The organism is Cytobacillus sp. MT66 (assembly GCF_058792595.1).
The window spans coordinates 224098-250262 of the sequence record NZ_JBXAFB010000004.1 but is presented as its reverse complement, the minus strand read 5'-3'; the positions used below and the strand labels follow the sequence as shown (position 1 = coordinate 250262).

25 protein-coding genes, 1 pseudogene and 2 riboswitches are annotated in these 26165 nt (G+C 41.1%); of the genes and pseudogenes, 8 read left to right on the top strand and 18 right to left on the bottom strand.

The window, feature by feature from the left end; genetic code table 11:
• Window positions 1–81: 81 nt before the first annotated feature.
• The 8 genes from AC1Q59_RS09625 to AC1Q59_RS09590 all read right to left on the bottom strand — a co-directional run bounded on the left by AC1Q59_RS09625 (window position 82) and on the right by AC1Q59_RS09590 (window position 8049).
• On the bottom strand, window positions 82–1347 hold the full coding sequence (locus tag AC1Q59_RS09625) for an MFS transporter (RefSeq protein ID WP_492365595.1): 1266 nt from the start codon (window positions 1345–1347) through the stop codon (window positions 82–84).
• 25 nt (window positions 1348–1372) lie between these two features.
• Complete coding sequence (locus tag AC1Q59_RS09620) at window positions 1373–1555, bottom strand: histidine kinase (protein ID WP_492365594.1); 183 nt, start codon at window positions 1553–1555, stop codon at window positions 1373–1375.
• Between the two features lie 79 nt (window positions 1556–1634).
• On the bottom strand, window positions 1635–2582 hold the full coding sequence (locus AC1Q59_RS09615; RefSeq protein ID WP_492365593.1) for a DMT family transporter: 948 nt from the start codon (window positions 2580–2582) through the stop codon (window positions 1635–1637).
• Window positions 2583–2762: 180 nt separating this feature from the next.
• Window positions 2763–4496, bottom strand: a complete 1734-nt coding sequence (locus AC1Q59_RS09610) for a CocE/NonD family hydrolase (protein WP_492365592.1) — start codon at window positions 4494–4496, stop codon at window positions 2763–2765.
• A 107-nt stretch (window positions 4497–4603) separates the two neighbouring features.
• Window positions 4604–5272 (bottom strand): ABC transporter permease, encoded by a 669-nt coding sequence (locus AC1Q59_RS09605; protein WP_492365740.1) that lies wholly within the window; start codon window positions 5270–5272, stop codon window positions 4604–4606.
• A 28-nt stretch (window positions 5273–5300) separates the two neighbouring features.
• On the bottom strand, window positions 5301–6212 hold the full coding sequence (locus AC1Q59_RS09600) for an osmoprotectant ABC transporter substrate-binding protein (RefSeq protein ID WP_492365739.1): 912 nt from the start codon (window positions 6210–6212) through the stop codon (window positions 5301–5303).
• A gap of 25 nt (window positions 6213–6237) precedes the next feature.
• A complete protein-coding gene (locus tag AC1Q59_RS09595; protein WP_492365591.1) occupies window positions 6238–6891 on the bottom strand; it encodes an ABC transporter permease in 654 nt (217 codons plus the stop codon).
• 18 nt (window positions 6892–6909) lie between these two features.
• Window positions 6910–8049, bottom strand: a complete 1140-nt coding sequence (locus tag AC1Q59_RS09590) for a betaine/proline/choline family ABC transporter ATP-binding protein (protein ID WP_492365590.1) — start codon at window positions 8047–8049, stop codon at window positions 6910–6912.
• Window positions 8050–8334: 285 nt separating this feature from the next.
• On the opposite strand from AC1Q59_RS09590, the gene AC1Q59_RS09585 reads away from it, so the two are divergent.
• The 5 genes from AC1Q59_RS09585 to AC1Q59_RS09565 all read left to right on the top strand — a co-directional run bounded on the left by AC1Q59_RS09585 (window position 8335) and on the right by AC1Q59_RS09565 (window position 13523).
• Window positions 8335–8871 (top strand): GbsR/MarR family transcriptional regulator, encoded by a 537-nt coding sequence (locus tag AC1Q59_RS09585; RefSeq protein ID WP_492365589.1) that lies wholly within the window; start codon window positions 8335–8337, stop codon window positions 8869–8871.
• Between the two features lie 272 nt (window positions 8872–9143).
• Window positions 9144–10037 (top strand): beta-keto acid cleavage family enzyme, encoded by an 894-nt coding sequence (locus AC1Q59_RS09580; protein WP_492365588.1) that lies wholly within the window; start codon window positions 9144–9146, stop codon window positions 10035–10037.
• Between the two features lie 4 nt (window positions 10038–10041).
• Entirely contained in the window at window positions 10042–10998 is a 957-nt protein-coding gene (locus tag AC1Q59_RS09575; RefSeq protein ID WP_492365587.1) for an L-carnitine dehydrogenase, read from the top strand.
• 16 nt (window positions 10999–11014) lie between these two features.
• Window positions 11015–11494 carry a thioesterase family protein gene (locus tag AC1Q59_RS09570; RefSeq protein WP_492365586.1) on the top strand — a complete coding sequence of 160 codons (480 nt, stop codon included), beginning with the start codon at window positions 11015–11017 and terminating at the stop codon, window positions 11492–11494.
• 511 nt (window positions 11495–12005) lie between these two features.
• Window positions 12006–13523, top strand: a complete 1518-nt coding sequence (locus AC1Q59_RS09565) for a sodium-dependent transporter (protein WP_492365585.1) — start codon at window positions 12006–12008, stop codon at window positions 13521–13523.
• 158 nt (window positions 13524–13681) lie between these two features.
• Here the strand turns inward: AC1Q59_RS09565 and AC1Q59_RS09560 are convergent, their stop codons facing one another.
• Window positions 13682–14476: an aspartate/glutamate racemase family protein gene (locus tag AC1Q59_RS09560; protein ID WP_492365584.1), complete on the bottom strand. Its 795-nt coding sequence runs from the start codon at window positions 14474–14476 to the stop codon at window positions 13682–13684.
• Between the two features lie 185 nt (window positions 14477–14661).
• Between AC1Q59_RS09560 and AC1Q59_RS09555 the strand changes: the two genes are divergently transcribed.
• Window positions 14662–15921, top strand: a complete 1260-nt coding sequence (locus AC1Q59_RS09555; protein ID WP_492365583.1) for a CdaR family transcriptional regulator — start codon at window positions 14662–14664, stop codon at window positions 15919–15921.
• A gap of 73 nt (window positions 15922–15994) precedes the next feature.
• Here AC1Q59_RS09555 and AC1Q59_RS09550 read toward each other — a convergent pair whose 3' ends face one another.
• From AC1Q59_RS09550 to AC1Q59_RS09525, 6 genes are all read right to left on the bottom strand, one after another.
• A complete protein-coding gene (locus AC1Q59_RS09550) occupies window positions 15995–16342 on the bottom strand; it encodes a truncated hemoglobin (RefSeq protein WP_492365582.1) in 348 nt (115 codons plus the stop codon).
• 82 nt (window positions 16343–16424) lie between these two features.
• Complete coding sequence (locus AC1Q59_RS09545; RefSeq protein WP_492365581.1) at window positions 16425–17588, bottom strand: MFS transporter; 1164 nt, start codon at window positions 17586–17588, stop codon at window positions 16425–16427.
• Between the two features lie 35 nt (window positions 17589–17623).
• On the bottom strand, window positions 17624–17755 hold the full coding sequence (locus AC1Q59_RS09540) for a hypothetical protein (protein ID WP_492365580.1): 132 nt from the start codon (window positions 17753–17755) through the stop codon (window positions 17624–17626).
• A gap of 159 nt (window positions 17756–17914) precedes the next feature.
• On the bottom strand, window positions 17915–18895 hold the full coding sequence (locus AC1Q59_RS09535; protein WP_492365579.1) for a D-2-hydroxyacid dehydrogenase family protein: 981 nt from the start codon (window positions 18893–18895) through the stop codon (window positions 17915–17917).
• A 72-nt stretch (window positions 18896–18967) separates the two neighbouring features.
• Complete coding sequence (locus tag AC1Q59_RS09530; protein ID WP_492365578.1) at window positions 18968–20374, bottom strand: FMN-binding glutamate synthase family protein; 1407 nt, start codon at window positions 20372–20374, stop codon at window positions 18968–18970.
• A gap of 22 nt (window positions 20375–20396) precedes the next feature.
• The gene (locus tag AC1Q59_RS09525; protein ID WP_492365577.1) at window positions 20397–21800 is read right to left on the bottom strand and encodes an FMN-binding glutamate synthase family protein; all 1404 of its coding nucleotides are present in this window, start codon (window positions 21798–21800) and stop codon (window positions 20397–20399) included.
• 130 nt (window positions 21801–21930) lie between these two features.
• Here AC1Q59_RS09525 and AC1Q59_RS09520 point away from each other — a divergent pair, with 130 nt between their 5' ends.
• On the top strand, window positions 21931–22677 hold the full coding sequence (locus tag AC1Q59_RS09520) for a YqjF family protein (RefSeq protein WP_492365576.1): 747 nt from the start codon (window positions 21931–21933) through the stop codon (window positions 22675–22677).
• A gap of 54 nt (window positions 22678–22731) precedes the next feature.
• On the opposite strand, the gene AC1Q59_RS09515 is transcribed toward AC1Q59_RS09520, so the two are convergent.
• Both AC1Q59_RS09515 and purU read right to left on the bottom strand, forming a co-directional pair.
• Window positions 22732–22902 (bottom strand): FbpB family small basic protein, encoded by a 171-nt coding sequence (locus AC1Q59_RS09515; RefSeq protein WP_492365575.1) that lies wholly within the window; start codon window positions 22900–22902, stop codon window positions 22732–22734.
• A 35-nt stretch (window positions 22903–22937) separates the two neighbouring features.
• The gene (gene purU, locus AC1Q59_RS09510; protein ID WP_492365574.1) at window positions 22938–23807 is read right to left on the bottom strand and encodes a formyltetrahydrofolate deformylase; all 870 of its coding nucleotides are present in this window, start codon (window positions 23805–23807) and stop codon (window positions 22938–22940) included.
• A gap of 176 nt (window positions 23808–23983) precedes the next feature.
• Window positions 23984–24064, bottom strand: a riboswitch (glycine riboswitch).
• Window positions 24065–24066: 2 nt separating this feature from the next.
• A riboswitch (glycine riboswitch) is annotated at window positions 24067–24168 on the bottom strand.
• On the opposite strand from purU, the pseudogene AC1Q59_RS09505 reads away from it, so the two are divergent.
• Window positions 24138–24206: pseudogene (locus AC1Q59_RS09505) on the top strand (hypothetical protein); the annotation flags it as partial. (Overlaps the previous riboswitch by 31 nt.)
• 76 nt (window positions 24207–24282) lie before the next feature.
• Here the strand turns inward: AC1Q59_RS09505 and asnB are convergent.
• Complete coding sequence (gene asnB / locus AC1Q59_RS09500; protein ID WP_492365573.1) at window positions 24283–26130, bottom strand: asparagine synthase (glutamine-hydrolyzing); 1848 nt, start codon at window positions 26128–26130, stop codon at window positions 24283–24285.
• Window positions 26131–26165: the final 35 nt, after the last annotated feature.

Below are 26165 nucleotides of genomic sequence, written 5' to 3'. Positions count from 1 at the left end.
ACGTTTGATTGAACTTTGCATAGAAAAACCGGGGATCACCCCGGCTTTTTTTATACCCTGCTATGTGGATAGGAAATCTTGTTATCCGCTGATCCCTTCATTTGCAGCTGAGGATTTGCCAATAGATTTCTTTTCTATTAAATAAACAGTAAACCAAAGAATGGCGAGTGAAATAAAAATGGCGGATCCGCCCCAATAGAGATAGCTTAATCCATTCTCCATTTCAAGCAGAATATAGCCAATAAAAGGACCACATGCTGCTCCAATATCCAATGAAATGGAGTGAATGGTTAAGAACCCAACGACATTGGTAGTTTTGGCTACATCTAGTGCAATGGCATCGGTTACTGTCGTCAGTGACGTCGCACCAATCATGACAAATAAGGTCACTGCTATCCAGAGCACCAGCGGCAATTTGCTTGATATTAATCCAAAGGTTAGTCCCGTTAAGAGAAGTGATGCAGCATAGATGGGGATTCTTCCTTTTGGGCCGTCCGACCAGTATCCGAATCTCCTTCCGAGGAATGGCTCCCACGCCCATCTGGCTGCTTGGAGCAAACCGGATAAAAGTGTCACACTTACAATTAATCCGAATATCGTGATTGTTTGGCCTTGGTGGTGTTCAATAACGGAGCTTAACGTAGAAGTTAGTGCGCCTTGAAACAGCATAGCTATTAAAAATGCGCTGAGAATAATATTGAATTTTTTTCGAAACGCAGACATGCCCTGCAGTTTTTTTTCAATTGGTGTTTTCTTTTCCTGATGTGTAACGATGTTATTTTTCAATGAGACAATAATGAACGGAATGCCTATAAATGAGAGGATGCCAAAAATAATAGAAACCATTTTCAGCCCGATAATTGGCACGAAGATACCGCCAAGCAGCATGCCGAATAAACTTCCTAATCGATATAACCCATTATATACACCCATCGCTTCCCCGCGGTACTTTTCATCAGAGTAATAGGCAACAGCGGATAACCCGCCAATTCTAAAGAAAGACCAGGCAATCCCCCATAACCCGCGCAAGATTACCCAGCCGACAAATCCATTTACAATCCCATAGCCTAATGTGGTCGCCGATCCAAGAACGACGGCCGCCAGCAAACCTGTTTTTAATGAAATTTTTTTGTATGCCCAGCCAACCAACGGATTCATCGGAAGGCGAATAAAGCGATTAATCGACAGAAGAATGCCTACCTGCCAAAGGGAATCCAGTCCGGCCTCTTTCCAAAAGATTGGTAAGGCGATATATAGCATGGAATCCCCCAACAAGCATATTCCAGTAATAATTGATACGATAACAATCACTCTGGAGGTCTTTCGGCCATGGCTAGAAATGGACATGTACACTCCTTCTTTCAGCGGAAAATTAGCGTTCTTTCCTTTCTGGTCTAAACAGGAAGTAGGTTATAATGCCTGATAACACAGCCGCTCCCAGCGCGATGAGTGTTCTTGTTGGTGATTCTATTTCTGGAAAATCTCTATTTAGCATCCATAAAGATGCTGCTCCAATAAAGATCATAATGGGAATGACGATTTGAAACCTTTTCATGTTAAACTTCCTTTCTTAAAAAACAAAAGCTTTGTTGTTAAAAATATTATATATGAAATAACTCCTCATTCATAAATGATTATGCACTAATAGATTCTTTGGCATCAGCTTTTTGGCTGTTTTTTGTTAAGGATAGTATAACAATCGTACTAATAATGCACATAGTTCCCAGCCATTCCTCTATACCGAAGGAAACCCGAAGCCAAATAACAGAAAAAAAAGCAGCTGACAGCGGCTCAATACTGGCCAGCAGGCTGGTTTCCGATGCACTGATATATTTAAGGCTTTCTAGATAACAGTAAAAAGCAATGAGTGTACCAAAAATAACAATGAATAGAACAGCGAGGAGTGAAGCAGCAGACCATTGTCCCTCTACCTTCCATGGCGGGTGGACGAAGCTAAAGCAGATTCCTCCAATGATCATCCCCCAGCCAACAACCATGGCCGATCCCCATTTAGCAAGCAGCTTATGTGGCTGCAGCGTGTAAAATGCCAGGGCAACTGCAGAGGCAATGCCCCAAAACAGAGCCAGCCCAGAGATGGAAAGGCTCTGAAAGCTTCCCTTAGTTACAAGGAGAAAGGTTCCCGCAAGTGCTAGCACAACGGCAAAAAGTTCCTTTCCTGTTGGCCATCTTTTTCCTCTTAATGCAAGAAAACACGAAATCATGGCAGGTGCAAGATATTGCAGCACCGTAGCTGTCGCCGCATTGGAATGGTGAATCGCAGCAAAATAGGTGTATTGGACACCCAGCATCCCTAACAGACTAAACAGCAGAAGGCTCGCTGCCTCTTGTTTTGATTTCCATATCGCCCAAATGTTTTGTCTTTCTTTAATCGCAGCCAGGCTCACTAAAATAAAACCAGCGCCTAACAGGCGCACTACCACAAGCCAATCTGGCGTAAAATGATGCTGCTGGAATACATATTGAGCTACAGTTCCGGAAATACCCCACAATGCTCCGCCGATCAATACCAGCATAATCCCTTTTACCCTTAAGGGAGAGGTTCTTCTTTTTTCTATGTTCATCTTTATTCCTTCAGCCCTTCATTTATAATACCTTCAGCCTAATTAGTATGAAGTATATCATATTGAAGTCCATTTGACGTTTGTTTATTTAAAGATTCAGAAATGTTTTAGCGCTTTAAAATAGTGGGGGCCTGTCCCCCGGTGCGCTGACGCGTTAAACCACCTTGGGACAGGCCCACTTTACCCGATGACAGGCAATAGGATATGTGATGGATGTTCATTAGAGTGGTAGATGGTCTGACACGCTTTGACGGCTGTTTTGCTGGTGATCATCGTTTTTCCGGTGTTTAGGTTCGGGTCAAAGCGGGGGAAATTGCTTGATGATATTTCAACACGGATACGATGCCCTGGAAGAAATACATTACTTGTTGCCCAAAGATCAATCTCGTATTCTATGATTTGATCTTTGACACTTTCCTCCTGCCATTCCCCCTTGCGGTATTTTGCACGGACAATGCCATCTGTTAAATTAATTGCCCTTTCATCAGGAAATACATCGACGAGCTTAGCAGTGAAGTCAGTGTCTTGTGCATCTGTTTTCGCCCAAAGCTTTACCTTGATGAGACCTGTCACCTCAAGCGGTTCTTGTAAAGGCTCTGATGTATAGACTAATACATCTTCTCTTTGTTCAATTTCCCGCTGATCTCTAGGACCCATAGAGTTAACCCCAGCGAACAATGTACCTCCGCCATTTGTCGGAACAGGGTTTAAAGGATCATAAATATAGGTATCTGATGTTTCATCGCCAGGCTTTTCTGTGCTGATTCCGCCATTTTCAGCCCCTATATGAGCTTGGCCGCTGCTGTGAAAATAATAGGGAATATATTTTGTTCGTGCTAACGGCCATTCCTGTTCATCCCGCCACTGATTTATGCCCATAACGAATAATTTAATTGGGGCAGCATTTTCATTCGCTGTTTCTTTTTCCTTTAGCCATTTATCAAACCAGCTTATATGCAGGTCTGTTAAATCACCTTTTTGATCAATCCAATCTCCAGAAGCATGGATTCCGAAGGTTCTTTGGCCAAGCTGGGAACTGAATACCCCATGGCCCCACGGACCAATGATTAGCCTTTGCGCCGCAGAATCTTTTTTATCAAGCTCAAGATAGTTTTGCAGCGTGGTATGTAAAAAATTATCATACCAGCCAGCTATATGGTAAGCAGGCACATCAATTTTATCGTATTTATCCAAAATGCTTAGACGCTTACGATCCTCTTCCTTGATCTGCCCATTAAGCAAATCGAAGAAAAAACGTGCAGTGCCCAATTCTTTTAATGGCGGCCATTCTTCCACAGGCATGAATTTGTACCAATCCTCAATCTGGTTGTAAAACTCAGCCATTTTTGCCATTTTCTCTTTGTATTCTTCCGGGGATTTGCATGTTCTTTTTAATTCATCCGGCGTAACAGATTCAAGTGCCCATGTTTCTGACGAACCGACAAGATACTTTCCGCCGCACTCAACAGAGTTATCCATCCAATCAGATAAAGTCATGGCAGGGACAATGGCTTTCAAATGCGGCGGCTGCTCCGAAGCAGCAAGTAATTGCGTAAAGCCATAGTAGGATAATCCGAACATCCCGACTTCCCCATTTGAATAAGGCAAGGACGCTGCCCATTCAACCGTATCATAGCCATCTTCGCCCTCGTATATAAACGGATAAAAGTCTCCTTCTGATGAATAACGGCCTCTAACATCCTGAATAATGACCACATAGCCATTCTGCACAAGGCGATTCGTATCCAAATAGCGATGAGAATAAAAGGGCAGATCCTTATTATAAGGCAGCCGGGTCAGTAAAACCGGAAACTTCCCTTCCTTATTTGGCCGATAGACATTCGCATAAAGAGTGACACCATCGCGCATCCTGCACGGAACATTCTTATCCAAAATAATCTGATCAATCTCCACTATTTTACCTCCTCAACGCGTTAACGCTTTATATTGTTGGGGGTCAGTCCCCCGTCGCTTTAAAGCGACGGGGGACTGACCCCTTTCTTCTTTTCTTCTTTCTTTCGTTAGGCAGCGGTGGTTTGCTGCTGAATTGCTTGTTTGCTTGTTTTGTTTGGTGAGAGTTTCTTTTCAATCCATCCCATGGCAATGTCTGCGATGACGGCCATGAGAGCTGTTGGAATTGCACCAGCCAGGATGATGGCTGTTCCGTCTGTGGCATTGGTTCCGCGAAGGATAATGTCTCCTAATCCGCCGGCACCGATAAATGTGCCGATTGTCGCTACACCAATGGTGATAACAAGTGCCGTCCTAAGGCCTGCCATGATCACAGACATGGCAAGCGGAAGTTCTACCATAGTCAGCACTTGGAACTTCGTCATTCCCATTGCTTTACCCGATTCAAGTAAGGCTTGCTCGACGTTCAATATGCCTGTATACGTATTCTTTATAATAGGAAGTAATGAGTAAAGAAATAGGGAGAAAACTACTGTGTTCGTGCCCAGTCCCATCACCAGCATAAGAACGGCAAGCATGGCTAGAGCCGGAATCGTCTGAATAATATTGGCTAGCGAAATCACCCATCCGCTTAATTTTCGATAGCGTGCAATCAAGATGCCAAGCGGTATGGCGACAATCGCTGCAAATAAAACGCCGTATGCCGACATTAAGAAGTGCCGATAGAACTGCTCCCAAACATAAGCTCCATTATTCGAATAATAGTTTAATATATCCATAATTGTATCCAATCAGGCCACCTCCTTTTTATTCTTCCTCAAAGTAGTTATTCTCTTTTAGAAATTCCTCAGCAACAATCGCCGGTTCCTTCATTTTTCCATCAGCTTCGTAGTTTAGTTCCTGCATTTTTTCCGTACTGATTTTTCCTGAAAGCTTTTGCAGAATCCCGCGAAGCTCGGGGTGTTTTTCCAATAGATCGTTTCTTGCAACAAGGGATGTATCATATGGAGGGAAAAAGTGTTTATCATCCTCAAGCACTTTTAAATCAAATGCTTTAATACGCCCATCTGTTGTATAGGCTAAAACAACATCCATTTTCCCGTCTGCAGCAGCCTGATATACAAGGCCAATTTGCATAGGGAATGTCTTGCCGAATTCAAAACCGTATTCCTTTACAAATCCCTCATATCCATCACCTTTACGCTTCAGCCAAGCATTATCAACGCCAAGCTTTAAGTCATCAACCAATGGCTCCAAGTCAGATACTGTTTCAAGATTCTCTTTTTCCGCCATTTCCTTTTTGACTGTAAAAGCATAGGAATTTGCAAATCCGTAAGAATCAAACCATGTTTGATCAAATTGCTTCTCGAATTCACGCTGAACAATTTCCAGCGCCTCCTTAGGATCCTTGACCGGTTCCATGCCTAAGGCTCCGGCTAAGTCTGTTCCTGTATATCGCGTTGCGGTAATACCAACATCACCGTTCATCATTGCCTGGTGCTGTACAATCGAAGAACCAAGATTATTAACCATTTCGACTTTCGCATCTGTGTAATGTTCAATCATAAGTCTGACAACGTTACCCATTATTTGTGACTCCGAGGTTCCCATCGTTCCTACTGCTATCGAGTTTTTCCCTGCCCCGGCCAGACCAGGAAGAGAACAGCCGCTTAAAATAGCAGACAATAGGACGATAAAGGCCATCAGAAAAGATTTCATTTTTATCAACTTTATTGCCCCCTTCTTAAGCTGCTTCTTTCATTTTCTTCATTCCATTAGGTGTTACCCAGTTTTCAACCTTTCCTAAAACAAGATCCATTAGCAAGGCTAGGATGGTAACAGGGATCGCACCTGCAATAATAAATTCAGGCTGGTAAAGATTTAATCCGCTAAAAATATAATCACCAAGACCGCCGGCGCCAATATAAGAAGCAAGAGTGGCCCATCCAATCAGATAAACGGTTGATAGACGTATTCCTGCCATAATCACTGGGATTGCAAGAGGTACCTCAACATACCAGATCCTTTCCCATCCAGTCATACCCATCCCGCGCCCTGCTTCGAGCAAACTGCTGTTAACATCTTTGACACCTGTATATGTGTTTCTCAAGATAGGTAGGACTGAATAGAAAAACAGCGCGATTATAGCTGGAACTTTACCAACACCAAACAGCGGAATAAAAAAGGCCAGGATCGCAAAGCTTGGAAAGGTTTGGACAATACCTAACACTCCCATGACTGCGTCTGCCATTTTAGGCGTTCGGGTCAAAGCAATTCCAAGCGGAACAGCCACAACAATGCCCAATAGTGCCGCAATAAAAGAAATATATAAATGCTCCCACGTCTTAAAAAGCATTTCCGTTCCATATTGACTAAAGAAGTTCATGAACATATCCATCTTCTATCTCCCTCCTTTTTAGACAGATTGTGAAAGATCATCTTCGCCCCAAATAGAGTCATAGACTATATCAACAAGACTTGCTCTTGTGACAATCCCGACAAGATGGTTGCTGTCGTCAACAACCGGAACATACTTCATTCCCTTTTTCAGTATTTTACGGACAGTATCACGCACAAGTGTATCCTGGCCGACAGTAAACATTTCCGGTTCTAAAGCGTCAGCTACGAAACTTGCTTTTTTACGTTTCTGATCAATCATTTCAACATCAATATATCCTTTTAATTCACGCTTTTCACCAACAACAAGCAATGAGTCCACACGGTGGTGCTTCATGAGCTGAATGGCTTCAGATAGTGAACGGTCACGAGAGATGGTAATTGGATTTGGATTCATAATTTGTTTTACTGTTTGGATATTCGGACGGGCCTGTACAAGCCTTTCCTTGCCAATAAACTCCTCAACAAACTCGTCAGCCGGATTTAATAGAATTTCATCTGGTGTACCGCATTGCACTAATTGTCCATCTCTGAGAATAACAATTTTATCAGCAAGCTTCAGCGCCTCATCCATGTCATGAGTGACAAATACGATGGTCTTGCCAAGCTTTTTCTGAAGCTTTTTAAATTCATCCTGTAAGGAATCTCTTGTGATAGGGTCTAACGCTCCAAATGGTTCGTCCATTAAGATAAGAGGCTGATCTGCGGCAAGTGCACGTAAAACACCAATCCTTTGCTGCTGGCCGCCGCTCAATTCATGCGGATATCGATTTAGATAATCTGGGGTCATATCTACTAATGAAAGTAATTCTTTTGCACGGTTTTTGCGCTTTTCCTCTGGCCATTTTAGCAGCTTTGGCACTAGTGAAATATTTTCCTGAATGGTCATATGAGGGAATAATCCGATTTGCTGAATGACATAGCCGATCTCTCGTCGTAATCGGACAGGATCCTGCTGCATAATATCCTTTCCATCAATATAAATTTTTCCTTCACTCGGCTCAATCAGCCTGTTAATCATTTTCATTGTGGTGGTTTTCCCGCAGCCGCTCGGACCTATAAAAACAATAAACTCTCCCTTATCAAATTCCAGGCATAAATCGGTTACTGCTCGCTTTCCTCCTTTATATATTTTCGAAACATGATCAAATTTCAGCAATGAAATGCACCTCCAAAAGTTATTCATTCGTTAATTATTGATTGCAAAGACAATTCTTAAAAATTAGGCAACAAGATTAGTATAACGTAAAGTTTGTGAAATAAAAAGTTTATAAACTTTATGTATTATACGATATTTAGGTAAATTATTTCCTTTACAAGGTTGATGAATTAATTTTCTTATTATTCCTCTGAAATAGTCCTCTTTCCTCCCAAATCCTCATTTTCTAGTTTTAGCCAAAATATGATACAGTGACTAGGAAAGCAACAACCTGAGGTGATCGTTATGGATGAAACACCGCTTTTGAAAATAAAGCATATTGAAGAACAATTTGTGGATAAAATTGCGGATAACATGCACACGTATGGTGTATCGACAACAGTCGGACGAGTTCTTGGAATTATCTATATGAATAGAAAGGCAATGACCCTTGATGAATTATCAAAAGAAACGGGCATGAGCAAAACCCGCATGAGTCAGGTTGTAAGGGAAATGGTTGACCTTAATATTGCAGAAAAGGTATTCGAAAAAGGAATTCGCAAGGATCTATATAATGTAGAACAAGATTATTATCAGACCTTTATTTCTTTGTTTACTTCGAATTGGCAGAAGGCAATTAATAAAAACAAGCTGTTTGAAAAGAAGCTTTCTGCTGAATTGAATAAAATCAGAGCTGAACAAGAGATTGATGAAGTCACAGAAGAAAAAATTAATATGTTGCTGAAAGAAACAAAGGAATGGCTAAATTACTACCAATGGCTTGCCAATTTAGTTGAGTTTTTTGACAGCGGAGAAATATTCAAGCATGTTCCAAAGCCGTAAAAACTAATGATTTTAATACCCCAAAAAAAGAAAATGAAAACCAGTCATTTTCTTTTTTTCTTTAGCTCTGTTAAATTTGACCGTTGATTGCAGCGAGAGGCGCTTCGCTTTCCGGGAGGCGTTTTGCGAGCCTCCTCGTCACATACGTTCCTGCGCACGTCTCGCTTCAACGCTGATCCCCCAGGAGTCTACGCGCCTACCGATCCAATCAACTAAGCGGTTAAAATCAACATTAAGCTTTAACACAGCCTTTACTTTAAGGAGGAATTCTCATGAATAAAAATGTCATTATCACATGTGCTGTAACCGGTGCAGGAGATACTGCAAAAAAGAGCCAGCATGTTCCTGTCACACCAAAGGAAATTGCCCATGCAGCCATTGAAGCTGCCAAAGCCGGCGCTGCTATTGCACACATTCACGTCCGCGACCCAAAAACGGGCGGGATTAGCCATGACCCGGCTTTATTCCGCGAGGTAGTGGAAAGGGTTCGTGAGTCTGATACAGATGTTATCTTGAATCTAACAGCAGGCGGCGGGGGCGACTGGACCCCAAGTAAAGAGGATCCAACCGTTGGCGGTCCCGGAACAGACATCCAAACACCGTTAGAGCGCCATGAACCAATCCAAGCTCTGCTTCCGGAAATTTGTACCCTTGACTGTGGAAGCATGAACTTTGGCGATCAGCTTTACATCAGTACACCTGATTGGCTCCGCGAGCAAGCACGCCTAATCCAAAAGAGCGGCGTTAAGCCTGAATTGGAATGCTTTGATACTGGACACCTCCGGTTTGCCAAACAGCTGGTTGATGAAGGCTTAATTGATGGCGATCCATTATTTCAATTTTGCTTAGGGATCCCATGGGGAGCTGATGCAGATGCTGAAACCATGCTGTATATGCGTGACAAAATCCCTGCCAAAGCACACTGGTCAGCCTTTGGCATCGGCCGAATGCAAATGCCAATTGCGATACAGTCCATGCTTCTTGGCGGCCATATCCGTGTAGGACTAGAAGATAATTTATACCTTGATAAAGGGGTATTTGCGACAAACGCGCAGCTTGTTGATCGTGCTGTTTCCATTATGAATGGTCTTGGCGCCCAGCCAATGAAGCCTGCAGAAGCACGCGTACATCTAGGATTAAGAAATCCTCATAGGAAGGAAGATTAATAGGATGAAAGATGTGAAGCAAATTACCGTCGTTGGAACAGGCGTAATCGGAAATGGCTGGATCGCACGTTTTCTTGCCAATGGCTATGATGTTATTGCCTGTGATCCTGCACAGCATGCAGAATTACGAATGCGAAAAGCAATTGACCAGGCATGGCCCACACTAGAGAAGCTAGGATTAGCAGAAGGGGCATCCAAAAATCGGGTTACCTTTGAGTCCAACCTTGCAAAGGCTGTAAAAAATGCTGATTTCATTCAGGAAAATGTACCGGAACGTGAGGATTTAAAAAGAAAAGTATTAGCGGAAATTGATCAGCATGCCAAACCAGAAGCCATTATCGCATCAAGCACTTCCGGATTGAAACCAAGCACGCTCCAGCAAGACTGCCAGATGCCTGAACGAGTGATTGTGGCCCACCCGTTTAACCCTGTTTATTTAGTTCCGCTTGTTGAATTGGTTGGCGGGGAAAAAACCGATCAAAAGATAATCAAAATGGCTGAGGATTTCTATCACTCTATTAATATGAAGCCGCTTATCCTTTCAACGGAAATTGAAGGCCATGTCGCTGACCGCCTGATGGAAGCTATCTGGCGTGAGGCACTTCATATTGTGAATGATGGCGTAGCAACAACCGAGGAAGTCGATGCGGCAATCGTATATGGTCCCGGCCTTCGTTGGGCACTAATGGGGCCGTTTTTAACCTTGCATCTTGCTGGCGGAGAACAGGGAATGAGGCATATGCTTGAGCAGTTTGGCCCTGCATTAAAACTGCCATGGACAAAGCTCGTGGCTCCTGAACTGACAGAGGAGCTAAGCAATAAGGTAATTGAGGGCTGTGAACAGCAAACCAAAGGACATTCTATCTCTGCGCTGGAACAGCGCCGCGACGAATTCCTCATTGAGCTCATGCAGCTCCTTAATAAATACTGGCCGGCAGCAAACCTGAACGGAAAAATCTAGCAAAGGAGTGATCTGGGTGGCAAAGTTTAATGGACCTCTTTTAAGCGAAGCGGTACTTGAAGATTGGATAGACTATAATGGCCATATGACTGATTCAGCATATGCGATTGTCTTTAGCAGGGCTGTAGATCAGCTGATGATTGAATTAGGAATAAATGAAGCTTTCCGCGAGAAAGAACAGTACTCAATCTATACATTGGAAACGCATCTGTGCTATTTAGCTGAGGCCCATAAAGGACAGGAACTATATGTATCACTGCATCTATTAGACTATGATTCTAAACGGCTCCACGTCTTCTTCACTATGGAAAATAAAGCTGGAGAAAAATTGGCAACTAGCGAACAAATGCTAATGGGGCTGGATATGGCTACAGGCCGGCCCGCTCCCTTTCCGGAGGTTATTCAATCGGAAGTGGACCTCCTTGCCGAAAGCCAGAGGGATACTCCTATTCCCCCTCAGGCTGGCAGAAAAATTGGCATTATTAGAAAAAACTAAGCGCGTGAAATACTGGCCAATTTTCAAGATAGAAAAATTTCACCTTCAGCAAGAGCCGATTCGCTTTAAAACTATCAGATTTCAAATGGGTGCCACAATAATTGCGGCACCCATTTTTTAATGAATACCCCCTAGTCACCTATATTTAACTAAAAACACGTATACACACCAAACTTTTAGTAAAAATGCAAGAAAAATAAAAAATCCTAGTTTCTATTTTTGTTAATGTTGCACATAGATAATATGGTGAATGATGATTTAGAATTAATAAATAGAATTTTTTGAATTTAGTAAATATTTTATTCAAAAGGGGGCTGATTACTTTTTGAAAGCGTTTTCCGTCATGAACAAACTTTATATTCGTATCCTCAAAGAAAATTAGATCCACTCTTCTTAGAAGCCACGCACATAAACATTTAGAGTCTATCCTATTTATAAGAACGAATATTTACCCCTAACAAATGAGAAAAAGGCTACCAATACAAAAATTTATCATAAGGAGTCGAGCTTATTGAAAGATAATCAAGTGGTATGGTCTTCGCGAATAGGTTTTATTTTAGCAGCTATGGGAATGGCAGTCGGAACCGGGAACATTTGGAGATTCCCGCGGATGGTTGCCGAGCATGGAGGCGGTTCCTTTCTAATTGGCTGGGCTGTTTTCTTATTTCTTTGGTCTCTGCCGTTAATCATGGTTGAGATATTTATTGGCAGAAGAACAAGAATGGGAACCATCGGCTCTTTTCGGAATTTCATCGGAGAGAAATTTGCTTGGTTTGGTCCATTTATTACCATTGTTCTAATCGGAATTACCTTTTATTACTCGGTCGTAGTAGGCTGGACATTTAAGTATCTTTTTCTAGCTTTAAAAGGTACGTTTTCCAATCATATTGATTCCAATCAGCTTTGGGAAGGATTTACTGGAAATCCCCTGGAAACTGTATTTTTTCACTTTCTAGCAATTGGTGTCTCTGGAGCAGTTGTTTATATGGGGGTAACCAAAGGAATTGAAAGGATGTCAAAAATTTTCCTGCCATTATTATTCCTTTTACTCATCTTTACTGCCATTCGTTCCGTGACTTTACCTGGTGCTATTGATGGAATCTCCTATATGTTTACACCACAATGGGAGTATCTTGCAAAGGCTTCTACTTGGCTTGAAGCGTTATCACAGTCCGCTTGGTCGGTTGGAGCAGGTTGGGGATTGTATGCAACCTATGCCATTTATACAAAGAAACGGGATGACATTGCCCAAAACTCGCTAACCGCTGGGCTAGGCAACAATTCAGTTGAATTATTAGCCGGATTAACGATTATTCCAGCCATTTTTGCTTTAGCGCCATCTCCAGAATACATTGCACAAGCAACTAGCTCAGGGAACACAGGAATAACGTTTATTTATATGGTTGAATTACTGAACGTGATGCCGCAGACATATATTTTCGGAGTTGCCTTCTTTGGTGCTTTAGCATTTGCAGCCTTTACATCCCTCGTGGCCATGGTTGAATTAATAACTAGAAATATTTCCGACCATGGTATAAAAAGAAAAAAGGCGATCTGGCTTTCAGTGATACTTATTTTCTTAGGCGGAATTCCTTCTGCGATTAATATGTCCATATTTAACAACCAGGACTGGGTTTGGGGAGTAGGTTTGCTTTTATCCTGTTTCTTATATTCCTATGCAGCAATTAAGTATGGGGTTGAAAGAATGAAGGAAGAAATTAATGAAGTGAGTTTTATTAAGATTAATAAAATGTGGGTATATTCAATCAAATATTGTATTCCAGCTTTATTCGTTATCGTTACCGCCTGGTGGTTATATCAAGCAACGACTTGGTATCCGGATACCTGGTGGAAACCTTTTGAAGAAGCGAATGTCGGTACCGTTGTTTTTCAGTTACTAATTGCCTTCCTCATTATCCCTTTCATCCTTCGTTTAAAACACAAACTAAGAAGTTCTGTAAAGGATGAAGGATTAGATCCTATGGAATTAAATACTGAAAACTCCAAAGATATTAAGGAGGGAGTATAAATGGGCATTTCATCAATCATTATGATGACCGTCATTTTAGGCATCTTTTGGGGAGGCTTCTCAGTTATGGTGTATCGCACCATAACAACAAAATATGAAGATTAATAAAATAGAAAAAACCAGTGAAGCTCAGCTTATTCACTGGTTTTTTCATTGATTTAAAAGAATCCATAGTACGGTTTTTGACTATTGGCGAAATGCACCCATTTAATCATAGTGATAAAATCATAGACAGGCAGCTGTACGGCTCTCTGAACATCCGCGGCATATGGGGGCATATCACTGCATTCTAATAAAATAGCTCCAACATCAGGGTTTTCTTTGACTAACCTGACCGCAGCCTCCACTACTTCCTGCCTGACTTTTTCATTATCAAATGTACCTCGATTTTCAAGAATTGCTGAAAATTCTGGTGCATGGCTTAAATCTGCTACGACTAAACCGCTTGAATCATCAACCCCACAGCTTTTAAATAATCTTTCCGTCAATCCATCTGCATAAGCAGTTAAAACCCCAATTTTTCTGTTTGGTTTTAACCCTGTTTTAATCCATGGGATTTGAATCATACTAGACAGATATACAGGAATATCAACTTCAGCAGCCACTTTATCCTGAAAATTCCCAAAGAATCCACATGCGGCGCATATAGCTTTCGCCCCTTCCGCTTCAAGCTCCTTAGCAGCACGGATAATTCCATCTTCCAAGGTGGTGTCGCCTGAAAGCAGATTTGAAGTATGACAGTTTGGGACTACCTTCAATCTTACCGGAAAGTCATATGTCTGCAAATTTGCAACATTTCCTGGAATGACAGGATACCAGCATTCGTCTAAATAGAGAATTCCTACCGAATAGCCTGTAACATATTGACCCTTTTTTTGGGTAACAATACTATTCTTATTTTCGGCTCCAAAATAATGATATCCTTTTGCTGAGTCTAGCTTACCTGTAACCAAATGAACCAACTCCTCATTAATGTCCTTTTTAATACTGTACTATTTACTGCGATTTTTAAGTATGTGCAATTTATACAGTAAATTAATTATTTAGAATTATTTTAATAGTCAATTTTCACAAGGGATTTTAGAATGAATAGAGAATTTACTTATATTAGCAATCTTTATCCGAAGGAGGGTTCCATTTGACGTTTTTAGAAGATATTTCGCAATCCATTGCAGATAACACGTCGAATATTATCGGGTATCCAATAAGTATTACAGATAATAAAGGATATATCATTGGTTCAACTGACCTATCTCGTTTAGGCACCTTTCATAAGGCCTCTATTGAGGTATTGGACCGAAAGGAAACGATTTGCTACGAACCAGAAGATGTGAAGGATTTCCATAATGTCTTACCCGGTGTGGCGGCCCCCATCATTATTAATAATGAACCTATTGGTGTCCTGGGGATTGTAGGCAGTTCAGCCGAGGTAAAAAAATATGCACAGGTAGTAAAAAGCCATGTGGAATTAATGTGTCACGAATATCTAAAGAAAGAAATGAGTGTGCTTGAATCAAAAACGCTCAATAACTTAATCCACTATTTATTGAACTATGTCGATAGTGAAGATGCAGATTATATTGTCAGATACGGAAAAATGCTCGGATTCAATCTAGACCTTAAGTTCAATCGGGTATGTCTTCTAATTGAAATAAACACGACAGATCAATCCCATTCCATTCAGAATGAACCTCTTCCCGATAAATTTTCGTGGCAAATTCTGCAGAATAATTTAGTTAATACATTAAGTTACTATTTAACTGACAATAAAGAGGATCTGCTTTCTTCATTAACATTGGATCAATTTATATTAATTAAAACTTTAAATGAAGATGAACCTTATCATCTTTTTGTTAAAAAAATGGAACACAAAATAAAAAGGATGATTCATTATTTAAAAATAAAATATAACTATACGGCAACTATTTCAATAGGAAGTGTAAATCAAGGAATCGCTGGTATTAAGGAATCCTACCATGATTCTTTAAAAGCTTTAAAAGGCGGAAAAAAAACAAGTATATCCCCGCGTATATATTATTATAATGATTGGAATATCATTTTAGAGCTTCTTGGAGATGGTTTGAATCCCTGCCTAGCCGATAAAATCACCGATAAAATTCAAGATTTTATTCACCATGTCAATTTTCAAACACTAGCATCAACTTTTATTTCGTATTGTAAGTGCAATATGAACATCAGTGAAGCTGCACGGAAGTTATTTCTTCATCGTAACTCGCTGGTGTACCGCCTAGAGAAAATTAAGGAATTAACATCTTTAGATTACGCCAATTTTGAACATTGTTTAATATTATATTTTGCTATAAAAAATTTAGGAATCGATGAAAGAACCGCTATAGATACTAATATCGAAGAAACTGAAGGAGGCATTCTCCCCTAATGCATTCCATTACGATTGAGAAAGTGAAAAACCGCAGTCCTTTGAAAAGAAGAACCTGCGGTTTTTTAACATATTATTTAATAATATTATTCAAAAGAGATCCAATTTTCTCCAATAAGTTCTTCTTTACATCCTTATCAAGCTCAATTTCGTTCATGGCTTCTTCCATTGTGCCCATCCAAATCGCTGCACGTTCCGGTGTTGTATGGAATGGATGCCTCTCTTTAACTTGGTTCGTTTTTCCGTCTTCATCACTTTCATTAGCCAGCCGGCTGATGAAAGAACGCTGCCTTTCCTTCAGTAATTCAATGTCTACCCCGCGTTCTTCAAACATTTTGCTGTAGTAGGAATCCTTTGTTAATTTGCTGTAAAAAACATCTACTAACAGATTGATTTTCTCTTGCCCTAAGGTCATCGTCATGGTTGAGATCTCCTTTTCATACTACTGTTTCTAATATTATTATAGGTAAAACAGTAATTGAAAAATGTGATATAACTCACACTTATGATTCCCCTGGTAAAAACGATTTATTGCGGCGTCCCATGGAAATCACCGCTGCAGCAAAAGAAAAAATGACAATGAAACCGCCTGCGATGGGATTAATGTTAACGGATGACTGTTCAATGACAATCCCGCCAACAAAGGATCCAAAAGCAATTCCCATATGAACAGCTGAGTTGTTCAAAGTTTGCTGGATATCGGATGACTCCCGTGATAATTCAATCAGGTAAGTCTGAATAGCCGGTGTAATGGCCCAGCTAAGCATGCCGTAGATAGAAAGCAATATTAAAAAAAGAGGGACAGAAACTGCCGATGCAGGAATCATGAACATGCACACAGCAAAACTAATAACGATAAGAAAGATTGCGGACTTGGGCCCCAGCCGGTCTGCCATCATGCCGCCGATACCTCCCCCTGCTACAGCGGCTATTCCAAATATTAAATACACCATACTGACCCAAGTGCCATCCATGCCCATGACTGTTTTCAAATACGGGGTTAAGTATCCATAAAAGGTTAAATGTCCTGCAATGAAAATAAAGGAGGTCGCTTGAGCAAACACTATTTTACCCTTTTTTAAAGAACGAAGCTGATTCATAATCGGCACAGCTGGCTTCGATTCAATATTTCCTAAAAAGAAATGAACACCTAGCATGCAGATAAAAGTTAAAATAGAAATCATAACAAAAGGTGCCCGCCAGCCAAACACATTCCCAAGCATTAGCCCAAAAGGCACCCCAAGGACCAAGGAGGCACTAACTCCCATAAACACAATGGAGATGGCTCTTGCTCGATACTTCTTCTCTACAATCGTTGGCACAATGGTTAAGCATAAGGCGATAAGCAATGCCGCGCACGCTGCTGTAATAATTCGGCTAAGAATTAAAATCGAGTAAACTGGGCTTACTACGGCAACCAAGTTACCAATTAAAAAGACAAACAGACAAATCTGTGTGAGCTTCTTTCTCTCAATTTTTTGCGTCATTGTCAATATCACTGGTCCGGCAATGGCAAACGATAATGAAAAGACGGTCATTAAAAAACCTGCCTTACCCAGTGTGATATGTAAATCAGCTGCAACTAAATCGAGCAGTCCTCCGATGATTAGTTCCACCATCCCAACAACAAATGAGATAATGGCCAGTAAATATACACGTTTATTCATTGAAAGGACCCCCTATGGTGTCCTCTGTGAAAGGCTCAATATTCAATCTCCTCAAAATCCTTTGGCTGCGGAACTGGCTGTTTATGTTCAGGATTAGCAAAATCTTTAATAATCTCCATTTCTTCATGAATTTCATTGTTTAAATTTTTCTTTTCATCGTTTTTCATAGTAAATACCCCCTGTCAAAAATAGTATTTTTCCTAGCTTAACCCCGAACTTGGGAAAAATACGTTTTTAATAGAGGGTACCTATATTAATCAAACGTTTGATTAAGAAACCTTAATTATTGTAGCATACTTATTCAAGTTATTCCTTTATTATGCCGTTTAGTTACGGCCATGACTTTGTCCCAGTACTTCCGGGTTTGCAATCCTTTTTGGTGAATTACTCATAAAAAAAGAAATAATATTATCTATTGATACATCAAGGAAGTTTTCAAACACTCGATCCGTTTTCCATCCGATATGCGGAGTCAAAATAACATTGCTATGAGTTAATAATGGATGATCAGGGTCCAACGGCTCATGAGCAAAAACATCAAGTCCTGCACCGCCAATTTGATTTTCTTTTAGAGCTTTAACAAGCGCCTGTTCATCAGCCACTTCTCCCCTTGCAGTATTTATGAAAAAGGCATCTTTTCTCATCATCTTAAAATGAGATTCATTTAATAAATGCCTTGTCTCTGGAACAAGTCTGACTGAGACAGAAACGAAGCTCGATTCCTTCAGAAGAGATTCCAATGACGTATAGGTTACGCCATGCTCCTCTGCCCGCTCCGGCGTCAAGGTTGGACCCCACGCTAAGACATTCATATTGAAGGCCTTAGCGACTTTCGCCGTCCCTAACCCAATTTTCCCCAAACCAATTATTCCAATGGTTTTTCCCTCGAGGTTAAAACCGACGCTTTGCGGCCAATGGCCACCCTTTATAGCTTCATTTAACACTAGCATGTTCCTTGAATAAGCAATCATAAACCCAAAAATGAGCTCAACAACTCCTTGTGTTCCCCCTGGTGTTGTTGCTACAGGAATGTTTAGTCTAGTTGCTTCTTTCATATCAATATGAGCAAGACCAGCACCTGTCTGCGCAATCAGTTTTATACTTTTCATCTGTTGCAGAATTTCTTTCGTAAACTTGGTTCTTTCCCTGACTGCCATAATAACATCTGCTTGAGATATTCGCTTAATCAATTCTTCCTCGTCAGGCATATCATGATAAATTTCAACATCAAAATATTGTTTTAGCTTTGCTAAACTCGGACTGTGAAGAAAGTTCCTTTCCCAATCATCTAAAATAACTGCCTTCATATAGATCTCCTCTCCTTTTTGGTTATCTATATTTTACAACAATTCTGAAAGAATAAAATTCCTTCTTACTTATTAATTACTCATTTGCCACGGTTTGGAGGAAAAAGGAATCCCTGCTTTTTTAGCAGTTAATTGATCATAAGAAACTAAATCTTTTTTCGTTAACTCTTTTAAACTGCTTTTCCCCATTGCCCGCAGAGCGATTTTCATTTCTTCTATGCTGGCAGTAAGGAAATACTCAGCAGATTGTGCCCCGCGATCGGCACTAAATTTATCTTTAAATTTGCCATTATACCAGAGCATCTGGGTAGGCGGTTCAAAAGGCATAGCCTTCAAAGACTGGGTATGTGCCAAAGCAAACAAGATCGCCGAACCAAGGTATACAGCATCCGCTCCTAATGCCAGCACTTTTAGAAAATGACCTGGATTAAGGAGCCCGCCTGATATAATCAAGCTTATCTTATCTCGCATTTCTCTTTTTTCTAAATGATTAACAGCCCTGACAAGTGCATGAAGTGTTGGAATACCGAAGTCATCGCATAAAATGGGAGGAGCATCCTTCATAGCGGCTTGGCCGCCATCAAGGGCAATAAAATCAACCCCCATCTCTATTAAATGGTCAATGTCTTCTTCAAGTTTCCCTCCGGCCCCAATTTTGGCACCGATGGGAATTCCGCCAGTCATGTCCCTCAGCTCTTTCACCAGTTCTTTTAATTCATATAATGTTTGATTTTCAAAAAAATGTTCGTATATAACAGCGTCTTCATTTTCCTTGAGATTCATAATATCCCGGGCACGGCCTGTCAATTCCTGAGGCGGTATTTTTTTGCCCATGCCAAGCACGGCACCTTGTCCCAATTTGATTTCAATCATGTCAGCTCTCATGATTTCGGACTCATCCTTTGCCCAATTGGCTTTGGCAAACTGTAAGATATACTTTCCGGCGGCATCTAATTCCTCCGGCAGGATGCCGCCTTCTCCGGAATTAATAGCCGTTCCAGATTTGCTTGCCGCTTTAGCCAAGGCGATTCTTGCCTGCTCACTGACTCCTACTCCATATCCCATTCCGCTGATAAGAAGAGGAATCTTAAGTTCTAAGGGTTTTTTTGCTTTTGGGCCAATGGTTACCTTCATATCCACTTCTTGCTCGCCATCAATTGGAAAAGGCGTCGTTTGCGCAGGAATAAAAGTAATGGGATCTAAATGGGGCCATTTAATATAAGAGCTGACAAGCGGACGATAAATTACTTTACCGCTTGAAGCCCGCAAGCTATTTTCAATGACATTCTGAATGCCTATATGTCGAAGTCCAGGCATTAATTCCATAATATTTTCCTGGTAGCTGTCCGTTAAGATGATTTTCCCTGTCATTTGTACGATTTTTTTCACAATCCAGCGCCAGCCAATGACAATGATTAGCACAACTAAAAGCATAAGCAATAACATCGCTATGGTCAGATAGAATAATAAAAAGTGCATATGTCACTTCTCCGCTAAAAATTTATTTCTCATTTACCCATGAATCAAATGTATAAGGGATTCCAAGAATTTGCGCAGTTATCTCATCATAAGACACGATATCCTTTTTGGATAATTCCTTTAAAGAGCGTTTCCCCATGGCTCTTAAGGCTAATTTCATTTCCTCCGAGCTTGATTTTAAAAATTGCTCCGCAGCTTTTGCACCTTCTTCTATTTTAAATTGACTTTTGAACTTCCCCTCATTCCAAACCACCTGAGTAGGAGGTTCAAAGGGAAGGGCTTTCAGTGATTGCGAATTTGAAACGGCAAAAAGTATGGCTGAACCGACATAAACAGCATCAGCACCAAGCGCCAGCATTTTCAAAAAATGTCCGGGAATTAACAGCCCCCCTGAAGCGATTAAGCTGACTTGATCTTTCATACCTCGTTTATCAAGGTGTTCAACTGCTCGGGGAATGGCATGTAAGGTTGGGATGCCCATATCATCGGAAAGAATTGGCGGGGTACCATGAGTAGCTGCCTGCCCCCCATCGATAGCGATATAATCAATTCCCATTTCAAGGACATGGTCAATATCTTCTTCAATTTTTCCGCCTGCCCCGATTTTTACACCGATCGGTACACCGCCCGTTAAATCTCGGAGCTGAACAACCAGTTCACGCAATTCCTTAAGAGTCTGGTTTTCGAAAAAATTATCATAAATCACAGCTGTTTCATTTTCTTTCAGACCCATAACTTCACGAGCGCGGCCGGTGAGATTTTCAGGAGAAATTCTTCCTCCAATTCCAAACAAAGCTCCTTGCCCCAGCTTAACCTCAATCATATTTGCCCGCCTAAACAATTCCTCTTCCTTTGACCATTCCGTCTTGGAAAATTGTAAAATATATTTACCTGCTATATTCAGCTCTTCCTGCATCACGCCGCCCTCTCCCGAGTTAATAGCCGTCCCCGCAAGGCTAGCAGCCTGGGCCAGGGCCAGCCTCGCTTCTTCACTGAGTGCGATTCCATAGGCCATCCCGCTAATCATGATGGGGATTTCGATCTCCATAGGCTTTTTGGCTTTTGGCCCTATCGTTACGGAAATATCCACTTCTTCCTCGCTATCTACTGGAAATGGACTTGTCTGCGCAGGGATAAAAGTAATGGGATCCAAATGCGGCCATTTTCGTCCGGAGCCAAGCGGCCGATGCAGTACGTCACCTGTTTCCGAGCGCAGGCTGTTTTCCAACAAATCTGCTACCCCAATATGCCGTATCCCCGGGAGCAGCTCAGAAATATTTTCATCATAGGAATCTGACATCGCTATTTTTCCATATTTCCTTACCATTAGCTTTGCAATTAGACGCCAGCCCAAAAGGATAGCAAAGAACAGAACAAACATAATTGTTACCAATATAAAAGTCATATAATAAAAGAAGATTTCCATATTTTCCTCTGCTCCAATATAGGGATCATATCCTCATTGTTGCCAAAAATTTACTTTAATACCAAAAAGGGAATAAAATTGTTCTACGCCTGCAAACTAATTATGAAAAATAATTCGGAAGGTGCTGCTATTGAAGATCTTGCAGGATATCGCTCATCGCCCTTGGCCCCTGCCATCAAGCCTCTGGAACATGCAGCAAAAATGGAGAAATCTATTATTTTGCCATTGGCCAATTTCTCCAGACATACTTAGACCGTTTATTCCTTCGTCATTGCAGCTTGACACTTTTAATCAATGGGCTTGGATCGGAATCATTGTGTTTAAAATGGAAGGAATCTATTTGCGGGGAATGCCAATCATATCTGTTGTTCCTGGGTTTGCCGAAATTAATGTGCGGACATATGTTCAATATAATGGAAAGCCAGGGATTTTCTTTTTATCGCTTGATGTAGGAGACTGGGCATCATTACATATCGCCAAAAGATGGTATCACCTGCCCTATCAGGCTTCAGACGTCATCTTCCGAACGGAAAGTCCATTGCATTATTGCCAAAGCAAGCGAAGAAGGGAACAGTCCATTCCAGCTGAGTTTAAAGTGAAATATGCACCTAATTCAGATATATTTATTCCGAAGCAAGGAACCATTGATCACTTTCTTACTGAGCGCTACTGTCTTTACAGCACAGATCTGCAAGGGAATCTCTATAGCGGGGAAATACATCATCAAGCCTGGCCGCTCCAGCATGCGGAGGCAGAAATAAGCAGCAGCACACTTTTATCCCCTTTTGGGATTAGCATTACTGATGTATTGCCCCTTTTCCATTTCTCCAAAGGTGTCAATACACTATTCTGGAATATTAAGAAACTTTCAACTTAACCATATTTTTTTGGACAAGAAAAAACCCCTTACCAAACGGCAAGGGGACATCTGTTATCCATTTATAGCTCTGGCATTTCCAAAGCGAGGAGTCCTCTTTTTTTTGGTTATGTCATGTTTTTCATCAAGCCGTTTCTCAATCATTTCCAGCTGATCACGATCTCTCAGAAGCTCTTCTTTATTCTGTTTAATTAAGTCAGTTAATGTTAATCTTTTTCTTTTCATTGTTAGCTCTCCCTTGTTGTCAATTCTGATAAGTTTTATTCAAACACAATTGTCTTATTTCCATGGACAAGAACACGGTCATCCACATGCCAGGACACTGCTTCTGCAAGAACACTTCTTTCCACATGTCTGCCGGCAACTTTTAAATCTTCAGCCGTATAGCGGTGGTTGACGCGCAAAACATCCTGCTGAATAATTGGGCCTTCATCAAGGTCATTTGTTACATAGTGAGCGGTCGCTCCAATTAGCTTTACCCCCCGGTTAAATGCTCTTACATATGGGTTGGCGCCAACAAAGGCAGGTAAAAAGGAATGGTGAATATTGATAATCCGATTCTCATATTGGGCAATAAAACTAGGCGACAGTATTTGCATATACCTTGCCAAAACAATAAAGTCGACCTTCCCATCCATTAACTCTATTGCCCTCTGTTCAGCCTCTTCCTTCGTATCATGGGTTAATGGAATATGATAATACGGGAGTCCGTAGCTTTCAACCTCATCCGAAAGATTGGGATGATTACTGATTACCATTGGAATATCGACCGGAAGCTCCTTGGATTTCCATCTCCATATCAGCTCAAGAAGGCAATGATCCATTTTTGAAACAAGAATGGCCATTCTTTTTCTCTTTTTCGTACTGCTTAATTTCCAATCCATCGAATAAATCTCTGCAATTTCATGCAGATCCTGTTCAAGCTGGTCATATGATTGATCGAAATCCTCAAGGAAAAATTCAATTCTCAAAAAGAATCTGCCTGCAAACGGATCGGTTGTATGCTGATCAAAATGAACAATGTTTGCTTTATGTTCTACTAAAAAGTTTGAAATAATGGATATCAATCCAGCCTTTTCAGGACAGGAAATTAGTAATACAGCTCTATTTTTTTTATCATTTAATACCATACACATACCACCATTCTTCGAAATATTCATGAATAGCGTTCCCATCAGCAGCCGCAAGAATGCCTTCTGCTGTCATCTGCATGCGGCCTTTGGAAATAATAAATTGAAAAGCAGCAGATACGGCAACGTTTCTCCAATAAAAAAAAGGACAGAAAAGGATAATAATTATTACCCTTTCTCTGTCCTTTTACCTGAGAGTTTAAACCCACCTAAATGGGTCCCCGTTGGTGTCGTATCAGATACGATCTCTCCAGAGACGCGTCCTGTTGTGGTTCCTCTACCTGAGAGATTTGTTCCATGGGTCTTTTCAGGAACTTGCTCCTTCGGTGGCTACTGTTTTGCACTCTCCCACAACCGTCAACCGCCCATATTGAATTTTCATTAAATTTAGAATACTAGTTAATCGGCAAAATGTCAACCTAAAAACCAAAGTTTGTGTTAAAATTCACAAATTGTTCATTATTCAGGGGGCTTTCTAATCGATTATATTAATGTTGTAGTGTTTAAGCCATATATTTATTTGCACCAGATGGGCAATTAACTGAGGACCTGTCATGAGCTGGCCAAACCATGGCACTTTGAAGGATGACCCGTCAGAATCCAGTATCTCTTCTGCCTTTTGTTTTGAAACCAGTTCAAGAATGGGGTTGCTTTTATCGTTTAGAACATTTTTTAGCATCTTCTTTACGGCAATTAAATATTCGGGGTTATGTGTTTTTGGATATGGACTTTTCTTGCGGTATAAAACATCATGCGGTAATATGCCTTCCATGGCTTTGCGCAGTACTCCTTTTTCGCGTCCATTGAGCATTTTCATCTCCCATGGAATATTCCACACATATTCAACCAGTCGATGATCTGCAAATGGAACACGAACTTCTAAGCTTGCTCCCATACTCATTCGGTCCTTTCGCTCCAGCAATGTGGACATGAACCAGATCATATTTAAATAAAACATTTCCCGACGGCGTTTTTCTAAAGTCCCTTCCCCTATTAAATGCGGTACCTCAGCTAATGTATCCATGTACCGCCCGCTGACATATCCTTTTAAATCAAGCTTTTTCTGCCAATGCGGCAAAAGCAGCTGATTTCTTTCTTCTTCAGACTTCATCCAAGGGAAAGAATTTGCTTGCAGGAGTTCTTTCCGGTAAAACCAGGGGTATCCGCCGAAAATTTCATCTGCACATTCCCCAGATAAAGCTACTGTATAGTTTTGTTTAATTTGCTCAGAAAACCATAATAATGACGAATCAACATCAGCCATCCCCGGTAAATCCCGCGCCTTAACGGCATCCTCCAAGCGTACCGCGAGAAGAGCATTATCCATATACTCAAAGTGATGCTGCACCTGTAAAAATTCAGCAACCTTTTTAATCCACGGCCCATCTGCATCAGGCTGGAATAAGCTAGTTTTAAAAAATACATCATTTTGCTTGTAATCAATGGAATACGTATGCAGGATCTCTTTTCCTTTTTCCTTGAAGTCATTGGCAGCAATGGCACTAATGGCGCTTGAGTCTATGCCCCCTGAAAGAAACGTGCACACAGGAACATCTGCCGCTGTCTGTCTAATGACAGCATCTTTTACGAGGTATTTTACCTGTTCAATGGTCTCTTCAAGTGTATACAGGTGTGTTTTACTTTCAACATTCCAGTACCTTCTGATTTTCAATCCATTTCGGTCATACCTCAATATATGTGCCGGACGCAGCTCCTTAAGCCCTCTAAAAACACCGTGGCCTGGTGTCCGGGAAGGTCCCAGCCCAAAGACTTCCTGCAGCCCTTCCCGATCAATTTCGGCCAATACATCTGGATGTTCCAAGATCGCCTTAATTTCCGAACCAAACAAGAGCGATGACCCATGCTCCTTGAAAAATAATGGTTTGACACCAAGGCGGTCTCTAGCCATAAAAAGACTTTCATGCTGATGATTCCATATGGCAAAGGCAAAAATCCCATTTAAGTGTTCCACACACTTCTCATCCCATTCGATAAAGGATTTTAATAAAACCTCTGTATCTGAATGAGATTGAAATGAATGTCCTTTGCTTGCTAATTCCAGGCGTATTTCTTCTGTATTATATAACTCGCCATTATATACAATGGTATAGACTTGCCCATCCGTCGACCTTGTCATTGGCTGGGCACCTCCAGCGGGGTCGACAACAATTAGTCTCGTATGCCCCAGCAGAGCATGCCGGGCACTAAATACATTTGCTGCATCTGGACCCCGCTTTGCCAGCGTTTGCGCCATCCTTTTAACCACAGGTACTTGCTGATGTAAATCTTGATGCCAGTCAATCCAGCCTGTAATACCGCACACGTAACATCACTCTTTCATTGGGAATTTTCCTCTGG